Origin of the sequence: Flavobacterium sp. UBA7680, assembly GCF_002482975.1 — a bacterium.
Classification (GTDB): domain Bacteria; phylum Bacteroidota; class Bacteroidia; order Flavobacteriales; family Flavobacteriaceae; genus Flavobacterium.
This window is the reverse complement of the sequence record NZ_DLHA01000024.1, coordinates 47,042-72,092: the sequence shown is the minus strand read 5'-3', so window position 1 is coordinate 72,092 and position 25,051 is coordinate 47,042. Positions and strand designations below refer to the sequence as shown.

At 31.4% G+C, this 25,051-nt stretch carries 22 protein-coding genes; 17 read left to right on the top strand and 5 right to left on the bottom strand.

What is annotated here, in order from left to right; translation table 11 throughout:
• Positions 1–2: 2 nt before the first annotated feature.
• On the top strand, positions 3–1,412 hold the full coding sequence (locus B3C18_RS09600; RefSeq protein ID WP_291146012.1) for a hypothetical protein: 1,410 nt from the start codon (positions 3–5) through the stop codon (positions 1,410–1,412).
• Positions 1,413–1,568: 156 nt separating this feature from the next.
• Positions 1,569–2,342 (top strand): hypothetical protein, encoded by a 774-nt coding sequence (locus B3C18_RS09595; protein WP_291146009.1) that lies wholly within the window; start codon positions 1,569–1,571, stop codon positions 2,340–2,342.
• Between the two features lie 90 nt (positions 2,343–2,432).
• On the opposite strand, the gene B3C18_RS09590 is transcribed toward B3C18_RS09595, so the two are convergent.
• Positions 2,433–2,858, bottom strand: a complete 426-nt coding sequence (locus tag B3C18_RS09590; RefSeq protein WP_291146006.1) for a DoxX family protein — start codon at positions 2,856–2,858, stop codon at positions 2,433–2,435.
• Between the two features lie 277 nt (positions 2,859–3,135).
• Between B3C18_RS09590 and B3C18_RS09585 the strand changes: the two genes are divergently transcribed.
• Entirely contained in the window at positions 3,136–3,603 is a 468-nt protein-coding gene (locus B3C18_RS09585) for a hypothetical protein (RefSeq protein ID WP_291146003.1), read from the top strand.
• Positions 3,604–3,848: 245 nt separating this feature from the next.
• On the opposite strand, the gene B3C18_RS09580 is transcribed toward B3C18_RS09585, so the two are convergent.
• On the bottom strand, positions 3,849–4,241 hold the full coding sequence (locus tag B3C18_RS09580) for a hypothetical protein (RefSeq protein WP_291145999.1): 393 nt from the start codon (positions 4,239–4,241) through the stop codon (positions 3,849–3,851).
• A gap of 95 nt (positions 4,242–4,336) precedes the next feature.
• On the opposite strand from B3C18_RS09580, the gene B3C18_RS09575 reads away from it, so the two are divergent.
• The 8 genes from B3C18_RS09575 (at position 4,337) to B3C18_RS09540 (ending at position 11,728) form a co-directional block, all read left to right on the top strand.
• Positions 4,337–4,567, top strand: coding sequence for a hypothetical protein (locus tag B3C18_RS09575; protein WP_291145996.1), 231 nt, complete (start codon positions 4,337–4,339; stop codon positions 4,565–4,567).
• A 410-nt stretch (positions 4,568–4,977) separates the two neighbouring features.
• A complete protein-coding gene (locus B3C18_RS09570; protein ID WP_291145993.1) occupies positions 4,978–6,210 on the top strand; it encodes a TMEM143 family protein in 1,233 nt (410 codons plus the stop codon).
• A 5-nt stretch (positions 6,211–6,215) separates the two neighbouring features.
• Positions 6,216–6,521 carry a hypothetical protein gene (locus tag B3C18_RS09565; RefSeq protein ID WP_291145991.1) on the top strand — a complete coding sequence of 102 codons (306 nt, stop codon included), beginning with the start codon at positions 6,216–6,218 and terminating at the stop codon, positions 6,519–6,521.
• 56 nt (positions 6,522–6,577) lie between these two features.
• Entirely contained in the window at positions 6,578–7,042 is a 465-nt protein-coding gene (locus B3C18_RS09560) for a DUF962 domain-containing protein (RefSeq protein ID WP_291145988.1), read from the top strand.
• A gap of 7 nt (positions 7,043–7,049) precedes the next feature.
• Positions 7,050–7,919 (top strand): class I SAM-dependent methyltransferase, encoded by an 870-nt coding sequence (locus B3C18_RS09555; RefSeq protein WP_291145985.1) that lies wholly within the window; start codon positions 7,050–7,052, stop codon positions 7,917–7,919.
• A gap of 173 nt (positions 7,920–8,092) precedes the next feature.
• Complete coding sequence (locus B3C18_RS09550) at positions 8,093–9,934, top strand: TlpA disulfide reductase family protein (RefSeq protein ID WP_291145982.1); 1,842 nt, start codon at positions 8,093–8,095, stop codon at positions 9,932–9,934.
• A gap of 113 nt (positions 9,935–10,047) precedes the next feature.
• Entirely contained in the window at positions 10,048–10,728 is a 681-nt protein-coding gene (locus tag B3C18_RS09545) for a metal-dependent hydrolase (RefSeq protein WP_291145978.1), read from the top strand.
• Between the two features lie 151 nt (positions 10,729–10,879).
• Entirely contained in the window at positions 10,880–11,728 is an 849-nt protein-coding gene (locus B3C18_RS09540; protein ID WP_291145969.1) for an alpha/beta fold hydrolase, read from the top strand.
• A gap of 126 nt (positions 11,729–11,854) precedes the next feature.
• Here B3C18_RS09540 and B3C18_RS09535 read toward each other — a convergent pair whose 3' ends face one another.
• The 3 genes from B3C18_RS09535 to B3C18_RS09525 all read right to left on the bottom strand — a co-directional run bounded on the left by B3C18_RS09535 (position 11,855) and on the right by B3C18_RS09525 (position 14,926).
• Positions 11,855–12,655: a zinc-dependent peptidase gene (locus tag B3C18_RS09535; protein WP_291145966.1), complete on the bottom strand. Its 801-nt coding sequence runs from the start codon at positions 12,653–12,655 to the stop codon at positions 11,855–11,857.
• Between the two features lie 115 nt (positions 12,656–12,770).
• On the bottom strand, positions 12,771–13,916 hold the full coding sequence (locus B3C18_RS09530; RefSeq protein ID WP_291145963.1) for an acyltransferase family protein: 1,146 nt from the start codon (positions 13,914–13,916) through the stop codon (positions 12,771–12,773).
• 101 nt (positions 13,917–14,017) lie between these two features.
• Complete coding sequence (locus B3C18_RS09525; protein ID WP_291145959.1) at positions 14,018–14,926, bottom strand: LytR/AlgR family response regulator transcription factor; 909 nt, start codon at positions 14,924–14,926, stop codon at positions 14,018–14,020.
• Positions 14,927–15,169: 243 nt separating this feature from the next.
• Here B3C18_RS09525 and B3C18_RS09520 point away from each other — a divergent pair, with 243 nt between their 5' ends.
• The 6 genes from B3C18_RS09520 (at position 15,170) to B3C18_RS09495 (ending at position 25,025) form a co-directional block, all read left to right on the top strand.
• On the top strand, positions 15,170–15,799 hold the full coding sequence (locus B3C18_RS09520; protein WP_291145956.1) for a hypothetical protein: 630 nt from the start codon (positions 15,170–15,172) through the stop codon (positions 15,797–15,799).
• 121 nt (positions 15,800–15,920) lie between these two features.
• Positions 15,921–16,523: a dihydrofolate reductase family protein gene (locus B3C18_RS09515; RefSeq protein WP_291145952.1), complete on the top strand. Its 603-nt coding sequence runs from the start codon at positions 15,921–15,923 to the stop codon at positions 16,521–16,523.
• 31 nt (positions 16,524–16,554) lie between these two features.
• Positions 16,555–16,749, top strand: a complete 195-nt coding sequence (locus B3C18_RS09510) for a hypothetical protein (protein WP_291145949.1) — start codon at positions 16,555–16,557, stop codon at positions 16,747–16,749.
• 191 nt (positions 16,750–16,940) lie between these two features.
• Complete coding sequence (locus B3C18_RS09505; RefSeq protein WP_291145946.1) at positions 16,941–17,204, top strand: hypothetical protein; 264 nt, start codon at positions 16,941–16,943, stop codon at positions 17,202–17,204.
• Between the two features lies 1 nt (position 17,205).
• Positions 17,206–18,555 carry a tetratricopeptide repeat protein gene (locus B3C18_RS09500; RefSeq protein ID WP_291145943.1) on the top strand — a complete coding sequence of 450 codons (1,350 nt, stop codon included), beginning with the start codon at positions 17,206–17,208 and terminating at the stop codon, positions 18,553–18,555.
• A gap of 362 nt (positions 18,556–18,917) precedes the next feature.
• Positions 18,918–25,025 (top strand): M4 family metallopeptidase, encoded by a 6,108-nt coding sequence (locus B3C18_RS09495; RefSeq protein WP_291145940.1) that lies wholly within the window; start codon positions 18,918–18,920, stop codon positions 25,023–25,025.
• Positions 25,026–25,051: the final 26 nt, after the last annotated feature.

Genomic DNA, 25,051 nt, shown 5'->3' with positions numbered 1-25,051 from the left:
TTATGAATATCCTAATAGCTCATTCACAGGATGATGGTAGCCTAAAAAGGTTTGCAAAAAGAAATAAGGAGATTTTATCTTTAAATGCGATTGTTGCTGATAAAACCTACTATTCACAAGCTATTTTAGAATATCAAGTTATTAAAAAGATAATTGAAAAACATAGCCAATTAGATACAATCTCTCTTAAGGATATCAATGATAATAAGCATAAAAAAAATGAATACATACAAGTTTCATTATTACCATTTTTAACTCAAAAACAGTCCGATTCCATTGGATTAAGACCATGTAAATATATACTCCCTAAAAAGGTAAAGGATTTAAAAAGTGGGTTCCAATTTAGACATTATTTATTCCGGGGTGAAAATAAAACAGCTTTGCAGGCTTTTGGAATCATAAATAACGAATTCAATAAAAATGATTTATATGTTGTTATCGATTATATACAATATCAGGACTGCAGTTGCTCCGAGCTACCCAAAATTAGATATGCCGTAGGAGTTCGTTCTGAATTTAAAATATCGGGAATGAGCCTTAATAAAGGTAAAGATCCTAAAATAAACAATCTTAATATTGAAAAATTAGCCGCAAATGTTGAATTTGACAAATTAAAAGTAGACATTTCAATGAAAACTATAGGGGTTACAGGAAAACTTGCTAGATTAAATATCCCAAATAATACTTCATTTAATGTGCAGGCCTATGGAGAATATGTAAAGACAATTGATTTTATAAGAAACTCAATTGACAATGATAGTGTTACAGTACAACCCGAAATTATTCCTGTTATGGATGAATATAGAACTTCAATCTCAGATATTAATACATCCGCATTTGATGAAATTTTTGAAATTCAAAATCGCTATAAAAAATACTTAAAAAAATTAGAAAAAGACAGCAATGATCCAATCATTGATTCAATTAATAAAGTATTAAAAACTTCTTTACTAAAAGAAGTAGCAGAAAAAAACGACAAAAGGGAACAGTTAACTTCAATTGAGAAAGATCTTAGAAGTTTATCGAGATATCAAAGTATACTTAGATTTATTTCACCTAGAGAACCCATTACTAAAACCATAATTAAACCTATTCCTAATGATACTAACAAGACAAATAGCGAGGTAAAGTTTGACTACAATTCATTAAAAAAAGATTACAACGATGCGATAAATCTTATACCAAAAAATAAAAAAGAAGCAAGAGTAAGTTTAATGAGAATTTACAATATCAAAGACAATTATGGAAATGCTTTTGAGATATTAAATTTACTTGGCAATGATGAGTTAACAACTGAGAAGATTGTTGATATAATTCTTCGAAGTTATAGATGGCTACTTAATCCTGATACAATTAATAATTTAAAAAATAGTCAAACAAAAAGAAATAGTCAGTGGAATATAATACCTTAAAATTCTTTATTTATAAAACATTTGTAATAAAATGCGAATTGCTCATGCCTTCTTTTTTTACTTTCAATTACTAAAACTTTATAATTGACAGACCATACAACTTCCCAGTAAATTACAGAACAACAACAAAAATATAAAGAAGAACAAATAGAAAGGATGAGAAGTTTTGTCAAAGGTTCTAAAGATATATCCGGAGACCTTATAACAAGAATTTTCTCTCTCTCAGATGAGTATGTTATATATGAAATAAAAACACCTCATATTTCAGATAGTATAAAAATACAGATTGACACAATCATTGAAGAAGATAAAATTTTAATTGAGAGATTCGACAAGATTAGATTAAAATACAATCAAGTAAAAGGTTTATTATATAAAGTCAATGATGACACCTCTTTAAAAACAAGGATTGCACATATTCTTTCACAAGGATTAACTGCTGATACAGACTCATGCAATACAGAATTTGATAATCTTATTTATGAAATAAATATAAATTATCGTGATCAGTTTAATCATCGTTTGAGTTATATTGTAACAATAATGATATTAACCTTAATAAGCATATCAGTATCGGTTGTAATACATTGTAATAATTATTCAAATCATTTATCGATAATTAACGAGATGATTTATTTAATATCAGCTGGATGTTTAGGTGGATTTATATCTGTTTCGAGAAGATTGAATGCGATGATATTTGAAAAAGACGTGCATCGTGCTATCTATGTCATATATGGCATTGAACGGATCTTCATATCGGTTGTAGGTTCAATTATAATATACTTCAGTATTAAATCAAATCTGATATTTGGTTTAGTAAACGAGCTTGATAAACCGATCTACGGCTTTATTGTGTTTGGAGTTTTAGCTGGCTTTAGTGAAACTTTAATTCCAAATCTTTTAATAAAATTAGAAAACGATCAATAAAATAAAACTCTTAATTAGGAGAATATTGTAATGAAAAATATGATATGCTAAAATCAATATTTGCAGACAGCAATATTAAATACGGCATTTCTATTGTTGAATAATTTCTTTTCTAAAATACCCAATCGCCCCAGTCGACCACAAAGCCAGGAAAATCAAAACAGGCTGAAAAAACAATCTTATTAAACGCGCTTGATCTGTGTCGAGTCCGAAGGCGGGAGTTTGGTTTAAATATTGGGCGATATTACCCGGAAAAACCAACACATAAAATACAGCCAGTGCAATGCCTGCAAATACTTTATATTTTGTTAGAAACAGCATACTAAGTCCTAAAGCTATTTCAACAACTCCGGAAAGAATTACAACAAGATCCTTGTCAAGCGGAACCCAATTTGGAACCTGTGCCTGAAAATCGGCTCTTTGAAAAGTAAAATGTCCTATCGCTGCCGTAATCATAAAAAGCCCTAATAGAACTCTAAAGAAATTTTGGATTTTAGTTGTGTGTATATTTTTCATCTGTATTGTATACTTTATGTTATAGTCTCTATAAAAATGTTTATTCAAATTTATAACATTAAGCCCAAAACCGTTTTCTACATTTTTAACTTATGGGTTATCTAATATCCATGTTTAAAATTCAATTTTGCATACAAAGCAGTTATTTCAAAAGTTCAAAAAGTATGAATTCATTCAGGAAATCATATTCTTCAAAAAAAATACACATTCAAAATAATTTTCTTACATAAATAATTACCTTAGCGTACTAAGAAATGTTAATATAATTTGTTAGAAAATGTCCATTTTTAATTTCCTTTTTAAAAAATCAGATTTACAATGTCCCAGATGTCTTGGGAAAGGTTTTGTTGATTGGGATGATATCAGGCGTTTAAACAAACTATTAAAATGGGTTCCGGCTCCTTGCGCTTACTGCAATGGTTCGGGAAAAACTACTCCCGAAATGCTTTCAAAAGTTCCTGTAGATATAACGTACCTCACTATTGACTTACCAGAATCGGAAATTGAAAAAATAAAAAATGGAGACGAAGAAACGTTGGAAAAAGGAAGACAAAAAGAACTTTTTTTAGAAAATCTTATACAATATGCGCAGGATCATTATCTAAACAAAAACATGGATGCTGAAACTATTGCAGATTTATACCTTCGTACCGAAAGTGAAAATGCTCAATTTTCGATAGAAAAAGAAAACTTAATACAATACATTCAGCAGATAATCGAGTTAAAAAAATCCGAACTCAATTAGAGAAACCTTTGTTTCTTTGCCTCTCTGCCTCTTTGAACCTAAAAAAAACCTAAAAACAGGTATAAATACGCATTGCCAGAATTTTAATAAGTAGTAAAATTGCAAGGAATAATTTTTTCTTTTAGAATATAGTCTTCCGCAAGGAAACTTGTAAATTTTGTCAATTTTTTTGGAACAAGAAAGTGAGATTTCGTATCGCTGGTAACGATTAGAAATCTCACTTTTTCTTTTATTAGTGCTTTTTACTATTGATTGTTTTGTTTAAAAGCAGCAATCTGTTCATCCTGATGCTGAATAATCTTTTTCAGACTTTCAATTGTTTCCTTTCTGGCTTCAGCCAGATCTTTGTAGTTAATTTCGTGTTCCGCAGCCCTTTCCGTCTTTTTATAAACTTCACCTTTTTCGCGCAAAACATTCAGTTTAATCATGTCTCCCTCGCCGGTTAAAAGCCATTCTATGTCAATATCCGTATATTTTTTTAAGATATTCTCTAATTTGTCTACACCTATCGTTTTATTATGTTTTAACTGGCTCGCAAAAGAACCGTTAGACATACCCACCACTTTTTCAAAGGCACCCACTCTAATACCTCTGTAATCTAAATACTGTTTGATCCTGTTTATAGTATTTTCTGCCATAATGCGTCATTTTTATTTATAGAAATAATCTAATTTATACTCATTCTTAAGAAATATCTTACTATATTTGTCTTACTTTTAATACAAATTAAGCAATGAGCAAAAATATAAAATCTAAGCCAAGTTACAATCAAGATGTGTTAAAGATTATTAAAGAAAAACATGGTTATTCTTACGATTATATTCGTAAATCGATTCGAGGGGATCGTGTAGGCATTATTTGTGATCTAATAAAGGCAGAATATAAGAGGCTTGACAACGAATATAAGATCTTGAGAGAGAGTCAGTCCAATAGATTAAAAAAAGAAATAAACAGTAATAAATAAAGAGTATAAAGTATAAAATAATTTGGATCAAGATTTACCAAAAAGACGACCCAGCTTTTTTCTCCGGAAGCAAACAAAAACTTGAAATAGAAGAACCATAACTCTCACTCTCTGTATTTAAGTTATGTAATGGGCCAACAAGCATCTATTTATGCAATAGATACAATATTAGTTATGCAGCTGATCCTGGCATAATCTAATGTATTCCCCTAAGAAACTAAGCCGTAAAGAAATATCTTTGCGGCTTTTGTTTTTATCAAAATAAGCAAACCTGCAAAGCGTCTGAAAATCTGCATGCCAAAGCATTCTAATTTTATAAATCTTTTAGTAATAATCAATCGTTGAATTATTTACAACCTTTGTACCTTTGCGCTTCCACGCCAAAAAACAAATTAAAGCCCTGGATCGATATGACTCGAGAACATTATATTCCGTTTAATAAAGAATTTTTACTCGAACAGCAAATTGCAGCTTTCGCCGATGACAAACAAAAGGTTGATGATTTTAAAAAGTTATTCGATATTATCGAGCATTATTATCATTATGAATCTTTTAATCTTAACCGAAACTTAAAGCAAAACTACGCACTTTACGATCCGGATTTGAGCGAAAAAGAACGTGAAGATTTTATTGGTAAAAGTGATTTTTCTGTTTTTAAAGAAACACTGCTTACTGTTTTAGAACGTGGCAATTATTACAGAATCGATCAGGAAACTTTAAAAGAAGCTTTTACAGAATCTGATTTAATAGGCTTAAATCTGGCAATTGATTTTCATGCTTTTAAGGATTACGAATTGTACGTTCGCGGTCACCATAAAGCAAAAGAAACAGTCAAGAAATATTATTTCTGGAAGAAAGAAGTTGAAATCGAATATTATGATCGTGTTCTTATTTACCTCAATTACAGCGACGCCGATTATTTGACTCAGAAAAAAGTCAAGTTGGGAAAAATGCCAATTGATCCGGGATCTATTGCTTTAAAGATTTTTAAGCGCGTTCCTAAAAACGATCTCGAAACGATTTTTCCAAATGCAATTCCAAAAATGTCTTTAAAAGACAAACTGTTACTTTGGGTTCCGGGAGTTTTTGGAGGTATTTCATTATTAAGTGCCAAAGTAATTCCTGCCTTAATAAACATGTACAATGCTTATGAAACTGGAGAAACTATCGATTTACTGAACAGTAAAACTTCCTTAAATCAAGGTTTAATTGCTTTAGGAATTTTATCTGCTTACTGCTTTCGCCAATACAATAATTTCATAAACAAGAAAATCAGATATTCTAAAATGCTTTCAGACAGTTTGTATTTTAAAAATGTCGGAAACAACAGCGGTGCCTTTTATTCTCTTTTAAATTCATCTGAAGAAGAAGCTTTAAAAGAAACTATTTTAGCTTATACTTTTTTAAATAAAAGCCAAAATCCATTAACGGCCCAAGAACTTGATTCTCAAATTGAGTCCTGGTTTGCCTCTCAATTAAATACTGAATTAGATTTTGATGTAAACGATGCTTTACTAAAATTAAAAACCATTGGTTTAGGAATAGAAACTAACGGAAAATGGGGAGTTATTCCGTTAAATGAAGCGCTTGTTACAATCGATGAATTATGGGATAACGTTTTTGAGTATAATGTGACCAAATAATATAAATGAATAAATTAAAGCCTTTTTCCATTTCTATAATATTGCTTTTTGTATCTGCTTTTATAATGTCTAAAAGTACACAGCAATTTAGATATGTTGATAAATGGAGATGGCTTTATCATGTTGGGTGGATTTCATGTTATACTTTTCAAATTATTTCTTTGGTTTTATCTTTTATGTTTCTAATTTTTGTTTTGAAAAAAGATTTCAATTTAAACATAAAATATAAATTCATTTGGATTGCTCTCGGCTTATTCCCCATTTTATTTTGGTTACTAATTACGGTTTTTATTGTTGGTTTTAAGATGTAATAAAAGCTTCGGTTTTTTTTACTAGATTTACGTTAACTAACCTTAAAACCACAAAAATGAGAACTCTAGATCAATGGTTTGCAGAATATGCCGTAAGTCATCAAAACCCAAAAAACAAAGCCATACATTATATTTGTGTTCCGGCAATTTACTTTTCTATTGTTGGATTATTAATGAGTATTCCCAGCGGTATTATTGCCAATACTTTAAAACTAAATGCGCCAATTATCGAAAATTGGGCTTTTGTGGTTTTACTTTTTGTTCTTGTTTTCTACATTAGACTTTCCATTTCAATGGCCTTAAAAATTGCCATTCTTTCAGGAATTTGTTTAGTTGTTAATTATTATATCGGGCAGATTTTTCCGTTATGGATATTCTCTATTGGCGTATTTGTAATCGCTTGGATCGGGCAGTTTTACGGACATAATATCGAAGGCAAAAAACCATCATTCCTAAAAGATCTTCAGTTTTTATTAATTGGCCCGGCTTGGGTTGTTGAAAATTTGTTTTCAAGAAAATAATTTTATCATGAAAGCAGAAAAAACAAGCAGAACGGCACAATACATGGCCTTCTTTAGAGCTTTAGAAACAGCGCGCAATATAAACGACAGATTATTTTCAGATCCCTATGCGATACATTTTTTGGATTCTAAATTGAGACTGGCCGTTTGTTTATCTAAATATTCGATTGTTTCAAAATACATCAGTAATACAATTAACAAAAAGATTCCCGGTGCTTTTTCTTCGGGAATTGCCAGAACAAAATATATTGATGAATTACTTCAAACTGCCATTTCAAATGGTGCAGAACAAGTCATTATATTAGGAGCTGGTTTTGATACCAGAGCGGTGCGTCTTGATTTTTTAAAAACAATTCCGGTAATTGAAATCGATCACCCCAATACTTCTAATTTTAAAGCAGAAATCTATAAAAGCCGTATTGGTCAAATTCCTGAAAATGTACGTTTTCTCCAAATTGATTTTAATAAACAAAGCCTAGATGAATTAGCAATAGAACACAATTTAGATTTTTCTAAACCTACCGCCGTAATATGGGAAGGCGTAACAAATTATTTAACCGAAGAAGCTGTAAAAAGTACCTTTTCTTTCATTTCTAAATTTGCAAAAAACAGTTATGTCATATTTACTTATGTACATAAAGATATACTTAGCAAACCTGAATCTTTTTTAGGCGGCAAAAAACTTTTAGAAGATCTTGAAAAATTAGAAGAGCATTGGACTTTTGGTTTTATTCCCGATGAATTACCGGCGTATTTAAATCAGTTTGACATGCAGCTTTTAGAAGATTTAGGAGCGAATGAATATCGTCAAAAATTTCTTCCTGAGCGGGCTGAAAAAGGATATGAGTTTTACAGAACTGTTTTTGCATCAAAATAAATTCAAACTATTGCTTATTAAACATTTTACTCTTAAAAAACAAAATCATTTTTTTCTTCTCACAGATAATTTCTGCTAATATTTTCTTAATAAAAAATCAATACAAGGAGCAATATATACATTTGTAATTCGTTAACTATTTAAGAAATAAACTAACCAAAAACCACAAACGAATGAAAAAAATCACCATTTTGTTATTCTTTGCTCTAATTAGCAATGCATTTTCTCAAAACGGAAAAATCTATTTAAAAAACTCCAAATATACAGCAGGTGCCCCAAACACTTATGTGTACGAACCACCAACAGGTTTAGTAATAGAAACTAGCTCTAAAGCTAATATTCTATATGCTTCTGATGATGATTCTGGTGTAGATATAAGTCCATTAAAGAAAAGTGAAAAGGGCTATGAATTTACTGCAAAAGTTCCAGATGCTACCAGAACAATTTTAGTCGTAATAAGCGATTTACAAAAAATTGCAGACAACAATAATAAAAAAGGATATACATTATATTTTAAAACACAAAATGAGTCTGAATTAGGCAAAACGCTGGCGAAAGAAATCTTCCTGCGCTATTATGGCATTTCCTTATTAAAACTAGATCTGGATGAAAAATCAGAAAATCTAGTTCTTGAATATGAAGCTTTATTCAAAAAATATCCTGATTTAAAAAATGATAATGTTTACATGAATTATCTGTACCTGCTGGAAAGCGTTAACAAAGAACAGGCTAAGACTGAAACATTAGCTTTTGCTGAAAGATGCCTAAAGAAAAATACTGAAACTAGTTTAGTTAATGCCTATTATATATATGAAAGACAGGGTATGACAGCAGAAGCAGAAAAAATTAAAAAGGATATATTTAGCAGATACCCAAATGGAGAAATGCAAAAAAACACCTTTATTCGAGATTTTATGAATCATCCTGATAAGAATGAAGCTTATGTTTTAAAATCAATAAATACTTTTAAAACAAGATTTAAAGATAATTCTAAAAGATCTATAAGTTATTTATATCAAAGTTTAGCACGCATATATCTGGATAAAAAAGATCTTGAAAAAGCAAAATCAATCGAGCCTTATTTAATTAATCCCTCAAGCCTTTATAACGACATGGCCTGGGATTTATCCGGAGGATCCTTTAAAGCTCCCGGTAAAGATCTTGACTTTGCTGCAAAGCTTTCTCAAAGATCATTAGCCCTTTTGGAAAAAAACAAAAAAGAAAATTTTTATACTGAATATCAAGGTTTATATAATATGTATGCAGATACATACGCTCATATACTTTATAAAAAAGGTAAATATGAAGAAGCATTTACTTATCAGGACAGTTTAAGAAAAGTTGACGGATTAGATTCTAACGGTAAAGAATGCTACTTAGCCATTCTTGAAAAAGTTAAAAGCCAAGGAGAAGTTAAAGAATATATTGAAAATGAAATCAACAGAAATACAGTTCCTCCTGCAATATTCATTTCTAAATTAAAAGAAATATATGTTGCACAAAATCTTCCTCTTGACGGATATGAGAAATTTAAAGAAAAGGCAGATCAAAACCTTAAAGCGGCCAGAGCGAAAAATATACTGGAGACTTTTGGTACTACCACAGCAACTGATTTTGCACTGAAAAACATGGACGGAAAAGAAGTCAAGCTTTCAGATTACAGAGGCAAAGTTGTAGTACTTGATTTTTGGGCAACTTGGTGCGGTCCTTGTAAAGCTTCTTTCCCTAAAATGCAGGACTTAGTTACACAATACAAAGACAAGGATGTTGCTTTTTTATTTATAAATACTTGGGAAAATAAAAAAGAAGATGAAGTTTTAAAAAACGTTACAAATTATATAACGGAAAAAAAATACGATTTTAATGTTGTTTTTGATTCTAAATCTGAAGTGGTGGCTAATTACAAAATAAAGGGAATACCAACTTCTATTCTTATTGGAAAAGATGGAAATATTCTATTTTCAGGTCATGCTAACGGTGGTTTAGGAGAAATGATCGATGAGGAATTAAAATAGATTTACTCTAAATATTAAAGGCTAAAATGCGTAGTAAAACAACTACGCATTTTTTATTGGTATCTTTATTGAACTAAAAATCAATTGATTATTAATTCTAAAAAACATATATTATGAAACTAACGTATTACGGTCATTCTTGTTTTTCTGTTTTTGCGAATGAAAAACATCTCCTCTTCGATCCTTTTATTACGCCAAACGAATTAGCAAAACACATTAACGTTGACGAAATAAAGGCTGATTATATTTTTATTTCGCATGCGCATTACGACCATATTCTGGATGTGGAAAGAATTGCAAAAAACACCGGAGCGAAGGTTTTGGGAAATTTTGAAATTTACAACTGGCTCTTAAAAAACGGAATCGAAAACGCACATCCAATTAATCCGGGCGGGAAATTCAGTTTTGATTTTGGAACTGTAAAATGTGTGATTGCACAGCATCCAAGCAGTTTTATGGATGGAACTTATGGCGGAATTGCAACTGGTTTTGTACTCACAACCGTTGATGGAAATTTCTATTACAGCGGCGACACGGCGTTGACTTTAGACATGAAACTGATTCCGAAATTTACTAAACTTGATTTTGCCGTTTTCCCAATTGGCGACGGATTAACAATGGGAATTGAAGAAGCAATTGAAGCTTCAAAACTGGTTGAAGTTGATAAAATTTTAGGCGTCCATTATGACACTTTTGGTTTCATCAAAATGGATCATGAAAAAGCTTTAAGCGATTTTAAAAATGCAAATCTCCATCTTTATTTACCTAAAATTGGCGACACAATTGAGATATAATATTTTCTATATTTCGTAAAAACATCATTTTTTAGCGAAATAAAAATAGAAAGATAATGGCTCAAATCCTGTAAAGGTTTGATTTGTAAATAAAATTTTCAAAGGCATTAAAATTGTTTAGTAATTCATTATTAACCAAAAACTTAAAGCAATGAGCACAAAAATAAACGCTTCAAATTCAGAAACTCAGTTTGCCGAACTTTCAGGCCGAACAATCGCTTACAGATCAATTGGCGAGGGAAATCCAATTATTTTAATTAACCGCTTTAGAGGAATACTTGATACCTGGGATCCGTTATTTTTGGATCTTCTTGCAGAAAAACATCAGGTTATTACTTTTGATTATTCGGGAATTGGGTATTCAACAGGAACACTTCCAACAGATATTAAAGAAGTGACCAAAGATGTAAAAGATCTTGCCGACTTCTTAAAAATCAAAAGCGCCATTTTAATGGGCTGGTCGTATGGCGGATTGGTCACACAAGCCGCAACACACCAATATCCCGAATTGGCAACCCATACAATTTTATTAGGAACTGGCCCAATAGGGAAAAGAGTTGTACCGCTTGAACAATCTTTTCTGGACCATGCTTTAAAACCAATAAATGATTTTGAAGATGAAGTTATACTTTTCTTCGAACCAGAGTCTGAAGAAAGCAGAAAAGCCGCAAAAGCTTCTCACGACCGAATTGCTAAAAGAATTGATGTTTCTAAAATTCCTTCGACAATGGAGACTTTTCAATTGTATTTTGCCGGAGGTGAAGGCGCCGCCGAAGACAAAGATAATTTTAGAGATAAATTAAAAACGACAAAAACACCAATTTTAATAATTTCCGGAGATCACGATACTAGTTTTGCTGTAGAAAATTGGTATCCGCTGACCAAACAGCTTCCAACATCACAGTTAATTGTTCTGCCGCAAACAGGGCATGCTCCTCAGCATCAAAATATTCCACTGGTAGTAAATTACATCGATAATTTTTTACAGAATACGAAATAGATTTCCGGAAATTTCTTTTGAAAACAGGTGTCCTAGCCCAGACAGAAACGGCATCCTTTTGTGGCGGGGTTCGCCGCAAAAGATATAGTGTATGGCTGGATTAGCTCCTAAAAATTAAGCAGACGTTTAAGCTTCTTCTTTAAAGTTAATCATAGCTTTTACATGTTCATATAACTTCGGAAATTCTTTTTTAAAGATTTCCGGAGTTTCAAAAAAATGTTCCAGAATCACAGCAAGAAATTCAAATTTATTGGTGTAGGCATAATCTCTAAAATAGTGCTTTTCCTTAAGCTGATTGGTTAAATTTTCATCGTCAAAATACTTTCCGATTTCAGTAAATTCATCATAGAAAATAACGGCTCCCGGATCTGAACTTTTTCTGGAATAAAAATGCAGCACATGTCCAAACTCATGAAGTCCAAGGTTGATATTGTCTTTTGTTTGATGTCCGCTCAAAAAATCTTCCCACGAAAAAACGACTGCTTTCATCCTTGGGTTATATTCTCCTTTATGATATTCATCATTTATAGTTGAATAATATGCAGACGGATAAACGATAATGTTTTCAAATAATTCGAGGAGATAATTTCGCATTCCAAAAGTCAGCATTATGTAAGTTCCGGCAATGATTAATTTCATTTCCTGAGTAACGTCTGTATCTTTTCCGATGAAATTATAGCGTTTAATAAAACTTTTTACACGGTGTTCAAAATAGCTTTTCTTTTTATCAGAAAGGTTTAAATAATATGAAAATTCACGACGCAGGATTGCTTTGTCCTGAGGTTCTAATTTATTTAAAACCGGATACCAAAATAAAAATAAGGGTTTGTTGAACATTAATAAATAAGCCGGTTCAATAATCCTGAAAACAATTATTAAAATAAATGCTCCACCAAATAAAATTGCTATAAAAAGTAGAAAAAGCATTGTTTTAATTTCAGTTTTGAAACAGAAAACTTTGTTGATCTCTGCGTTGCTAAAATAGAAATTAAAAATTGAGAATTCGTGTTTTTTTCTTTTCTAAAAAACACGAATAGCTATATTAAATAATTTTCTTAACTCCGGGAATTAATAAAATAAGTGATCCAAATATAAAACTTACTATAACTATTAATGGCGCTGCAGCCAAAAGTTTTATTGCAGGTTCAACTGCCCAGTTTCTTAACGCGAGCGTAAAACCAACAATTACTAATGGATGAAAAATATAGACCGCAAAACTGCTGCGTGATAATTTAGTAAGCATTACAGAAGATTCATTCCATCTTTTTTTTCCTTTAATTAATAATGTTGTTAGTATAGAAATACCAATACATTGTTCCCAAACTGCATACAATAATGCCTCCCAATGAAAACCTCCGGAAAACCAGGAAGAAGGTGTATTAAGATTAAATTTGATGATAAAAAATATCGGAAAAAGCAGTAAACATGCTTTTTTTAGATCTCTGCCGGCTTTATCAGAAAGTTTATCCAACCAATTGTTTTTGGCAGCCAGTAATCCAACAATAAATAAGGCGATATACTGCGGAAAATGTCCTAATTGAAATCCGACCGGTTCAAGAACCCATCCGACGGGAAAAATAATTCTAACTAAAAAACTGATGATTCCCAGTATTACTGCAAACCATAATATGGTACAGGTTTTTGGCACTTCTACAGATTTTTCGAAACTAACTTTAAATATTTTTTTTGCTCCTGCATAAATCAATGTAAAAAGCAATAATGCCGCTACAAACCATGTAACACCTAAATCGATCCAGCTGTCAAATCCGCTTAAATATTGAAAATAAGTAATATGATGTTCTTTTGCAAAATAATATACCAAATAGCTGATAAATGGAGAAAGTATAAAGGAGTAGAATAATATTGGAATTCCTAACCTTACAAGACGATCTTTAATAAATTTTGATGCTCCTTTTCTATCATAAGAAGAACCTGTAAAGTACGCTGCCAGCAGGAAAAAAAATCCCATAAAAAAAGACTGATTGAGGCTTACAAACATTGTCATAGGAATACGTGCTCCCATAAGAGCAGTTTGTTCTGTATAATACCAGCCTTCTGAAGAACTATAGGCAATAACTGTGTGATGAAGCACAACTAATATTGTCAATAAAATTTTAATATTGTCGATGTATACTAATTTGTTTGACGAACCAGAATCCTGATTCAAAGCGATTGATGCAGATGACATAATAAATAGATTTAGTGTTACTGATGGCAAACCTACAACAAGAAAAAACAGTTGTATGAGCACATGTTATCAGTAACTAGCTTTTGTGATGAGCAACAAGCTTAGGCAGTATATTTGCTTCTGAGTTGTTCGTAACAGCTGTTAAAACTATCGATTTGTTTTCTGGAAACCGGCACTTTTGCATTCGTTTCATTAAACGACAATAAGTATCCTTGAGAATTTCCTGCTATTTTTTCGATCTTAAACATATTAACTAAATAGGTTCTGTGGCATCTAAAAAAATGAGGATAAGCAGTTATTTGGGTTTCAAATTGAGTTAGAGAAATTCGTTTTAATTCTGTCGAAATTTGAGACCCGTTTGATTTTGTTAATTCGATATAATTCCCATCCGCTTTTACAAATAATAATTCGTCTATGTCCAGACTGAAATCATCTTGCTTAACCTGAGTATTGACATAAAGTTTTGACTGAAGGTTTGTTGTTTTTGATTCAATATTTAGCTTTGTAAATTGCAATACAAACGGAGAGCCTTTTTTTGATTCAAAATAAAAGCTGGATAATCTTAGAAAAAGATAAAAGAATATACCTGCAACAAAACAATTTCTGATTTCTTCCCACAGGTAACGCCATGACCAATTGCTGGTATTGTTGTAAATCAGATCACGCATAAAAAAACTTGACAAACCTGCTAAAACCAGGACTACTCCAATATGTGAATATTCTTTGAGTAAAGTCCAATTTTCGGTTTCGCTTTTGCTTTTTCTAATATAATTAAGTCCCTCAAAATAAATAAACAGTATTAATGCGGGTGATAAGGCGTGAAGAAAACAAATAAAAAAATAATGCATTCTCATTTCTGGATCATAAACTCCAAAAGGCCTGAATAATAAAAGAAACATTAATATTAGAACAAAAACAATAGTAACACTTTTAAGTAAGTTTTTTGATTGATATCTCGAAGGATATTCAATATCATGAATCAAATGTTCTTTGTTGATGTAAAATCCCATTATTAAAGCTGCTTTTGTCTGGCATTAAAAATACGAAAAATCTTCAGGAAGCAAGATTGAATATTGGTTTCTGTTTCTTAATACAATGGGTTCATTATTTAGGCAAACATTTCTTATATTGGCCTGCCAGAAATACCATTTTTAAAACAAACAAACCTAAAACATTCTGAATGGATTCTCTTTAAGCTCAATACGCATTCTATTAAATATACCCCAAATTTACATAACCTATAAACGATTAAAATGAATCAAAAAAAATCTTCAGCTGATCCCCTAATAAAAGTTATTTTTTTACTTAAAAATTTAGGATTCTTATTTGTATTACTTCTACTATTTGCCGTTTGCTGTAATAATACATACGACAGAATTTATGGCGACAGCCATTATAAAAACAAAATAGAAAATTTATTAAAAAACGGAAAAACTGTACTTGCACAACTTGACAATGAATATGTAACAACACAAAATAAGAGTGGCAATTATTATAAATCTTCCTATGAATTTAAATACAGTTTTAAGATAAATGATAAAGTTTACAATGATACATTTACAACCGAAGAATTCATACCAAAAGATCCTAACCGATTAATTAAATATTTGACAGTACATTATTTGCCGGAAGATCCAGACGTTAATCAAATTGATGCTGAAGTAGAATATGATTATGCAAAAGAAAAAGTTGATGAACATGGGATTGGGATGCTGCTTCTAAATATTTTTGGTTTATTTATAACCTTCATTTTAATTTTATATATGATAATTGTGATCAGAGATAAAATTAAAAACATAGATCAGCCTATTGAAAACACGTATCAAAAAGCTCAATTTTATAATGAAGTTAATCAAAAAACAGATTATTCAAACTTAAGATAATTTACTTCGGTTAACTTCAATAAAAACAAAAAACCGAAAAGCTTTTTACGATTATATTCCTCTATTTATCAATATTTCTGCATAGTTAATTAAATTTGTATACACACAAAATCAATATATTATGAGAAAGATAATTGTTTTGTCAATGATTTCGCTAGATGGGGTTATGCAGGCTCCGGGCGGACCAAAAGAGGATAAATCAGACGGATTTAAATTTGGAGGCTGGACAGCACCATTTGGCGACGAAGTTTACAGTAAAGCTGTGGCAAATGAACTCAAACCTGCCGATTATCTTTTGGGTAGAAAAACTTTTGAAATCTGGGAAGAATACTGGCCTAAAAACACAGAATTTTGGCCGGGAATTAATGAAGGTAATAAATACGTTTTCTCTAAAACCAGAAAAAAATCAGATTGGAAAAATTCTAATTTCATCAAAAGTCTGTCTGATATAAAGAAACTCAAAGATTCTGAAGGATTGGACATTCAGGTTTGGGGAAGCAGCGAGCTTATTCATTTACTTTTAAAAAATGATTTGGTTGATGAACTCAAACTAAAAATTCATCCGCTATTACTTGGCAAAGGAAAAAAGCTGTTTGACAATACTGCGCATCCATCAGGATTTACTTTAACAGAAAGTACTGTAACTACAACCGGAGTTATTTTAGCCAGTTATAAACGTGCCGGAGAAGTAAAAACAGGAAACGCTGGAAAAACTATTAAATAATTAACCTTTTATAAACCAAAATATCAAATATATGGAGAACAAAAACAATGTACCGGTATTTACTTTTAGTATTGTAGCCATTATTTTAGGCGCAGCACTGTACAAACAATTTGATTTTGAAACGCTAAAATTTGAAAAACCTGCACTGGCAATTGTGTATAGTATTGTTTTTGTGTTTTCAGTTGTTGTTTTGATCAAGAACTTTATAAAACGAACAGAAAAGTAAAAGAAATTTTGTTGAAAAACCCACTATAAACAAACCTGTTTCATAAAGAAACAGGTTTGTTTGTTTTATGATATTTATTAAAATAAATTATAAGTAACATTTTATAATAATATTTTTTGAATTGTAATTTTTATAGTACTAATCTTATTTTTTTATTTAAATTTGAGATTAATCATTCAGAATTGTACTATATGAGGTTACGAATATTTTTATTGTTTTTTTCCATTATTTCATTGGATATTCATTCTCAATCTTCAACAAAAGAAATGATCGATAGTTTAAATACTATTAGTAATCACGAGAAAAAAGCATCGTTATGTAGCAAAATTGCATTAAAACTTCAAAATTCTGACTGGGACAGAGCTATAAAGTATATAGAGCTGGCTGAAACTGAAGCAAAAAAAAACAGAAAAATCAGAACTAACGCTGGCTCAGGTTTATATTACTGCTGCTAAAATGTATTCGGCAAAAGAGGTTTTAGATCTTGCTTTACAATATTATTTAAAAGCCCTTGATATTTACAAAAACAATGATAATCCGGAGGAAACAGCCAAAGTAGAAAACAATCTTGCAATTATTTACAGCCAGGGAAAAAATAAAGAAAAAGCACTACAATATTTTTTAAAAGTATATCGCTATCAAAAATCAAAAAATGATCCGGTTAAGCTTGTCAAAATTTTAAACAATCTGGGTACTAATTATTTAAACAAAAATTTAGATTCTTCATTATACTACTATCATAAAGCCCGTATAATTAACCAAACCATAAATGATGATGATTTAAAAATATATGTCTGTACCAATTTAGCAAGAGCTTATGCGCTAAAACAAGATCAGGCCAATACCGAATATTATTTTAATAAAGCTTTTTCTTTAGTAAAAAATACAGGCAATAATTTAGTTCAGATATTTGTTTATGAATCTTTTGCTGCTTATAATTTAAGCGAAAAAAAATATGATGCCGTAATTCTAAATGCAAAAAAGGCACTGGAATTATGCAGGGAAAATGAATATAGTATTTCGGGCTTAAACCTGAACAAAATACTCTATCAGGTATATATAAATAAACAGGATTATAAAAATGCCGTTTTCTATTTTCAAAAATATAATACCATCAACGACAGTATACATGTTGAAGAAAAAGCAATAAATCTGGAGAAAATTAAGCTCGAACAAGAGTATAAAGTTCGCAGTCAGATAAAATCACTTATTGAGCAAAAAAAAATGTTCAAATATTTTATAATTGGATTGATATTAATTTTAGGCACGTTAGTTTTAATTATTCTCTTAATAAAATACCGAAAAACAAATATTAAAAATCAACTCGAAAAAGAGAAACTAAGAACAAAAATGAAGGCGTTAAGCCAAAATCTAGATGCTAAAAACAAAGTTCTTATAGGAAAAGCAATGTCCGAAATACATCGTACAGACAGTATCAATGAAATCCTGAATGACCTCAAAAAAATAAAACTCAAAACCATCAGCAAAGAAGTACAGCAATCAATTGATTTAGTTTTAAAACGTTTGGAAAAAAACTTAAATACAAATAGCTGGCAGGAATTCGAAATAAGTTTTGAACAAGTCCATAAATCTTTTTTTTACAAATTAATAGTCGATTATCCTTCACTTACCCCAAAAGACCGCAGATTATGTGCTCTTTTATACCTCGATTTAACTACAAAAGAAATCTCTCAAATTACAGGGCAGTCTTTTAAATCGATCGAAAATGCCCGAACCAGACTACGCAAAAAGTTTGATTTAACTAACGAAAAAGTAAATCTCTCTACTTATTTAAATACATTGTAACTCCATTTAACAAAAAAACAAACCGAACTAATCACTTGATTTAGTTCGGTTTATTTTTTTTTGAGTGTTTTTCAGGTAACATTTTTTTACCTAAGAGTGTTTTTGTAATAGTCCTTTTTTCTTTAAAAAAATCCGTTCGTTCTATATTTACCAAACCTATTAAAAAAACTTCCACAAGTTTATTCCATTTTTCAGAAGAAAAAATTACCAAAAAGATTACCCTCCTGAAAATTCTTAAAGATTTAAAAAATCAACCCCCAAGTTGATTTTTTAAATTTTCTTTTATGGTTGTGCTATAAACTATTACTAAGCGCAATCTCTACTTACCAACAAACTATAGTATTAATTTAAAATCAAAAGAAATGAACCACATTTACTTAAAAGTCAGGTATTTGTTTATTTTGTTAAGTTTTTTTACCTGTTCCACAGGAATGGCACAGTCCATTTTTCAAAATACAAACAAAAACAACCCAAGTACGGCAGCAATGTCTGTTACAAATAATGCAGTAGAAAAAAGTACCAAGAAATCGAATTTAAACCCGCATAATGATGCAGATAATCTTTTCTCTCAAAAAGAAGAAAAGATAAATGGTATTGAACTTTCTGCAGCAGAAAGCGAATCAATCAAAAAACAAGCACAACAAAGCCAAAAATTATTTGAAAAAAAACTTGTAGGCTCTGCTGGCAAAACGCAAGATTCAGTCAGCACAAAAGTTAAATCATTTGCCAAGTCTTCCAATTTAACTGTAAAAAATATATTTGAAGTTAAAAAGGAAGACTTTGATTTAACAGGATCTGATAAAATGCAGTTAAAATCAATTTCTGATAATCATGGCAGAATCCTTGCTACTTATCAGCAGCAGCATAATTCAATTCCGGTTGAAGGAGTAATTTATAAGATTAGGGAAAATAAAACCAAAATTGACGCCTTTGGTTATACTGCTAAAAAATTACCTGCAAACAGTAATTATAAAATAAGTGCTGCAACAGCTTTACAAAATGCTCTTAAAACCGTAAATGCCAAGCAATATATTTGGGAGAGTAAAAAAATAGGTTCTATACTTAATAAAAAAATAAGCACAAAACCGCAGGGTGAACTCGTATATGTTGGGCCTGAATTTTCTCCACAATTAACAGAATATCATCTAACATGGAAATTTGATATTTATGCGACCAATCCGCAGTCCAGCCAGACAATCTATGTTGATGCCAACTCAGGAAAAACAATATTGACACTGGATTTAAATCGTGATGTTAATATTCCGGGGCAAAGTCCGGGTAAAGGAAAAGCACGATATGCCGGTGACGTCACTTTTAATACTAAACAATATTCTGACGGTTACAGACTAGAAGCCATACAAGGAAAATATAAAGTTCCCATTTTTACTTTAAATATGAACCATGCCAATCGTGCATCAGATGAAGTAATTACAGAGTTTATCGATGAAGACAACATTTGGAATGAACTCTATAATAAAAATCATGACGAAGCTGCAATAGATATTCACTGGGGCATGCAAAAAACCATAGACTATTACGCTGAAAAATTTGATCGAAATAGTGTTGATAACAACGGGATGGAAGTTATTGGCCTTGCACATTTAGGCACTAATGTCGAAAATGCGGCATGGACTGGCGGCTGGGCACAATTTGGTGACGGAAACAATAACTCGCCTTTTGTTGGTCTGGGTATTACAGCACATGAACTAACGCATGCTGTAACACAGTTTTCTGCAGGTTTAATTTATCAGGGAGAATCGGGTGCTATAAACGAATCTTTCAGCGATATTTTTGGTGTTTCTGTTGAATTTTATGTTGGAAAAGATACTAAAGAAAACATTTGGATGCTGGGTAACGAAATGTATAAACATGGAAGCATGAGAAATATGTCGAACCCAAAAGCACAAAACCAACCCGACACTTATGGCGGAAAAAATTGGGCAAATCCATTAAACACTAATTTTGATAACGGAGGTGTACACATTAACAGCGGTATTACAAATTACTGGTTTTACCTTTTAAGCGAGGGCGGTCAAGGCATAAATGATCTTAATAATAGTTATGATGTAAAAGCTATTGGTCTTGCCAAAGCAGAAAAAATCGCCTATATAACCCTTACCGAATATTTATCTCCTTCTTCTAACTTTAATGATATGCGCCAGGCAACTTTAATGGCTGTAGAAGATTTGTACGGATTAAGCTCTGAAGAATACAAACAAGTTACCAATGCATGGTACGCAATTGGTGTTGGGGCTCGATTTACAGAAAAACAAATAACACTGGTTTCTGTTCAAAAACCTATAGCCATTTGTGGCCCTTTAAAAGGTGACGAACCATTTTATGTTACAATTAAAAATACCGGATCTGTAATTATTAAAGCAAACGAAAATTTAAATTATAAATTAAGATTAATGATACCGTCTTTTGGCGGCAGGTTTAGATCTCTTTATACAAATGACAGTTTTATTAGTTTTGATAAAGATTTAGGCATAGGTGAAGAAACAACTATAAAAATACAAGATCAGATTCCTTACGAAGTAGGTGCAACAACTGTAAATTATGTCGAAGTTAAACTTGACTTTAAAGCTATTGAAGAGTTTGGCGTAAAAGATGGGGTTTCTTTTGTTTCAAATTTAGTAGTTCCTCCTGGTCAAAAAGATTTTGATCTTAAAGTCACAGGGCTAAATCTTCCGGAATATACAGGCGGCGTACTTTCGGCAAATCATCCGTTAGCTGTTACGGTTTATAATTTGGGCTGTCAGAATATCCCGGCGGGTTCTCCAATAAAAATAGGATATCATAATACACTTCAGCAAGATGAAATAATCTGGAAAGAAATTACATTAGAAACAGCCCTAAAAATGAACTCAGAAATGACAATTCCTTTTGGTGTCACTATCGATTTATCTGCAGCCGGTCTGCACACTTATGAAGCTTTTGTAACATACAGCCAAGACCCCGTAACAACTAATAACAGCATAGTCAATGCAGTTTATAACGGCATTATAACTGAATTTCCATATTATGAAGGTTTTGAAGGAACTCCTGGCGGATGGTATTCAAAATCAATACTTACAAATCAAAAATTTATATGGCAGCCAACTCCTTATTCATTTAGAGATACTAATTCAAAATATTTATGGGTAACGGTCAATCTGGCTAATTATGGCGAAAGAATGGCGCTTAATGCTGATTTTACATTGCAATCGCCAACATTTGATTTTACCAATGTTGCCTTTCCGTACGTTGAGTTTGATATAATTTCTCTATTTCATAAAGGTTATGACGGATTAATTGTTGAATATTCTGAAGACAATCAAAACTGGCAAAAAGTTACAGGCATCGATTATCCGGAAACAATACATTTCAACAACTTGTTATCCGGGCCTTGGTTTACAGGAATTAACAATAGTTTCGAAAAAGCACCAATAACAGTACATTTAAATGAGCTTTCGGGTAAAAAAGGAGCAATTCGTTTTCGTGTAGTTACAGATGATTATAATGATGGCTTTTTAGGAGCATTTATAGACAATATTGTAGTAAGCAACGCTCCTTATGATTTAGAAGTTATTGCTGCAAATATAGATGCCGGAACTTGTACTGTTAACAATAATAATGCTACTATAAAGGCTCAAATCATTAATAATTTTGCAACCACAAGCGAACAGGTAAATGTTACGGTAAAAATTTTAGATAGTGAACAAAAAGAGGTTTTTTCTAAAACTGAAAAGGCCCAATTAGTTTTTGCTAAATTCAGAGATACTATAACCTACTCTATCCCAAATATCAATTTAAAAAATATAGGCGAAAATACTATTTCGGTTTCTGTTTTTCCTGATCCCGAGAGTAAGGATATTAAGCCAGATAATAATACGTTTACTTTTAATTATGATAACTGGAGTAATAATGATATGAAAATATCTGTTCTTCCGTACATTATGGATTTTGAAGATGTTTCTAAATACAAAGGATGGAGAACATCTGAAAACAAGAACAGTGGCGGCTGGAAATACGGAACAAATACTGATTTAGATTCTCCGGGATGGCGTATTAAAGAGCATTCGCATTTTATGGCCAGCAATGATGATAAATGTAATTGTGACTCATCAAACGATATGTTGATTTCTCCCGTATTTGATTTAAGCAATTATAAAGAAGCACACTTAACATTTGATGGTTTTGGAGATGGCGCAGGACTTTCTGACGGATATGTAAAAGTAAGTACCGATGGAGGTAAAAACTGGAACACTATTTTTCAAATGCCTTATATCAATAATTGGATCGAATATCAGGTAGATTTAAGTGCTTATGCAGGAAATTCTTGTGTTCTTGTTGCATTTCAGCATGACGACAACGGATTGTTTGCCAGCGGTTTTGCAGTAGACAATATTCAAATTAAAGACACCGCCGAATATCTTCAATTGTCTAACTTAAGTGTTCCAGAAAATGTATGTGAAGATGAACCATCACATGAATTTTTTGTAAGCGCAAAAAATTTATTTTACAATACAATTGACAAGGTTACGATCGAATATCAGATTACACAAAATGGTAAAATGGTAGGTGAACCAATTGTATCAGATAGAAATACTAACTTATTGCAATATCAAACAATTGCTTATCAAATAGACGGTCTGCCAATACTTCCAGCAGGAAATTATGAGATTACAGTAAAATTAATTGTAAACGGACAAGCAAAAGAAAAAGCAGAAAGCCTTACACAAGCTTTTCAGGTTATGCCAAAAGCGCCAAACTTAGATTTTGAACCTTTTTCAAACTTATCTCAAGGTTCATTGTTTGGGTCAAAAGGATTTGTTTCCAATCAAAGTGATGAAAATTATCCCTGGCGAGCAGTTGTTCAGCCTGACAATACCTTTTTAGCACTGCCTAAAAAAGATCACACCGGCGATACTGCTGCAACTATGCTCTACAATCAGTTAGAAAATTATTCTGCTTATGGAGAATTAATAACTCCATTATATACCTTATCTAACAAAGCAACAGCATTAGAATTTTATTATGCGCTGCAAAGTAATTATCTCAATGCCCTTATTGTTGATATTAAAACGACGGGAGGTGAATGGCAGGAAGTATGGAGAGCTTCTAAACAAGGAATTTATGTTGATAAAGATTGGCAGAAAGGAACTGTGAGTTTAAACAAATATGCCGGAAAATCTGTAATGTTTAGATTTAGACATGCCAAAGCAGCCGGTTATTCTTATATGGTTTTTGATGATTTACAAGTAATTAATGATCCTCTTTTAGATGTATCTGTTCAAATTTTGTCACCAAAAGATGTGTGTGGCGGTTCTGAATTTAAAGTTAAGCTAACCAATGAAGGACAAATTGCAATAAAAGAAAATGCTATTCAATTAGATTTAGAATATGCTAATACCGCTGAAACTATTTCAGAACTTATCAATGCTGCAATTCCAGTTGGTCAAAGCATAGAATATATTTTCAAAAAACAGCCTAAGCTTGATACAAGCGGTGATTCACATGTTTTCAATGTGGTGGCAAAATTAGAAAACGATGCTATTGCGAACAATAATGAAATAAAGAATTTTATTTATCAGGAAGTTTCATCAAATTTTAAAATATTTGACAACCCAATTATATACGGATACACAGGAAAAAGCCTATACATTGATGCGGGAACTAATTTTAACATCAAAAAATTAGATGTCCTTTCCTATCAATGGAGCACAGGTGAAACTACAAACGATATAGAAATAAATAAAGCAGGAGATTATACTATAACTGCTGTAATGAAAAACGGATGTACATTAACACAGACTATAACTGCTGCATTCGATACTTTTGAATCTGAATTAGTAAGCGGTAATGTATGTGGCCCTGAAGTTGTTTTATCTCCGGGAAATTATGAATCATACGAATGGTTTAACGGCTCAACAGAACCTACTTATACTACAACAGAAAGTGGTAATTATTATGTAACGGTTTACAATGGAAATGGTATTGGAAAAACTTTCAACACCAGTATTTCTATTTCCGAAAACAATATTGTACCAGAGATTATAGCTGTGGGAGATAAAAAATTAACTTCTTCGGTCGAAGCTGCTTCGTATCAATGGTATTTAAACGACAGACCAATACCAAATGCGACCCAAAAATCGATCATTACAATTTGGGAAGGAAATTACAGCTTACAAATTATAAATAATAATGGCTGTAATAGTGCAATATCGGCGCCGTTTGATTCAAAAGGTATGATACTGGGTAAAATAACAAAAGCTTTTAGAGTATTTCCTAATCCTGTTATAGATAACCTAAACATCTTTTTAGCAGATAAGGCTGAAGGAGAAACACAAATCAAAATTTACACCACAGATGGTAAAACTGTGTTTAGTAAAACGTATGCAAGTATGCCTTCAAATATAAATGTAAGCACATTAAATCCTGGAGTTTATGTTTTAGAATGCAATACAAGGCAAAAAATATACAGCTAAAATCATTAAAAAGTAAAAATAATATA